Origin of the sequence: Pandoraea cepalis (genome assembly GCF_902459665.1) — a bacterium.
GTDB lineage: Bacteria > Pseudomonadota > Gammaproteobacteria > Burkholderiales > Burkholderiaceae > Pandoraea > Pandoraea cepalis.
On the sequence record NZ_CABPSL010000055.1, the window covers coordinates 1 to 676 of the forward strand.

General features: G+C 64.9%; 1 protein-coding gene. It reads right to left on the reverse strand.

Features of this window, described 5'->3' with window-relative positions; translation table 11 throughout:
- Positions 1 to 94: 94 nt before the first annotated feature.
- Positions 95 to 676 (reverse strand): electron transfer flavoprotein subunit beta/FixA family protein (locus PCE31106_RS23905; RefSeq protein WP_150564902.1); only part of this gene is annotated, 582 nt, incomplete at its 5' end.

Here is a 676-nt window from a genome sequence, read left to right on the forward strand (position 1 = left end):
TGCAGCGCGGCGGCCACCGTGTTCAGGGTCGCAGCCTTGATCGATTGATTGTCGTGTTCGGCAATTACAAGAATGCTCATCTCGTCGTCTCCCCTTAGATGACCTTGGCCTCAAGCTTCAGCTTCTCGACGAGCGCTGCCACGTCCGCCACCTTCACCCCCGCGCTGCGCTTGGGCGGCTCCACCACCTTGAGCGTCTTCAGGCGCGGGCTCACGTCCACCCCCAGATCCGCCGGCTTGACCGTCTCCAGCGGCTTCTTCTTCGCCTTCATGATGTTGGGCAGCGTCACGTAACGCGGCTCGTTCAGGCGCAGGTCCGTCGTGATCACCGCCGGCAGCGACAGCGACACCGTCTCCAGACCGCCATCCACTTCGCGCGTGACTTGCGCACGGTTGTCCGCCACCGTCACCTTCGAGGCGAACGTCGCCTGCGGCAGCTTCGCCAGCGCCGCGAGCATCTGTCCGGTTTGATTGGAGTCGTCGTCGATGGCCTGCTTGCCCAGGATCACCAGTTGCGGCTGTTCCTTGTCCACGACAGCCTTGAGCAACTTGGCCACCGCCAACGGTTGCAGCTCGTCGTCCGACTCGATCAGGATCGCGCGGTCCGCGCCGATCGCCAGCGCCGTGCGCAGCGTCTCCTGCGCTTGCGCCACGCCCGCCGACACCGCGATCACTTC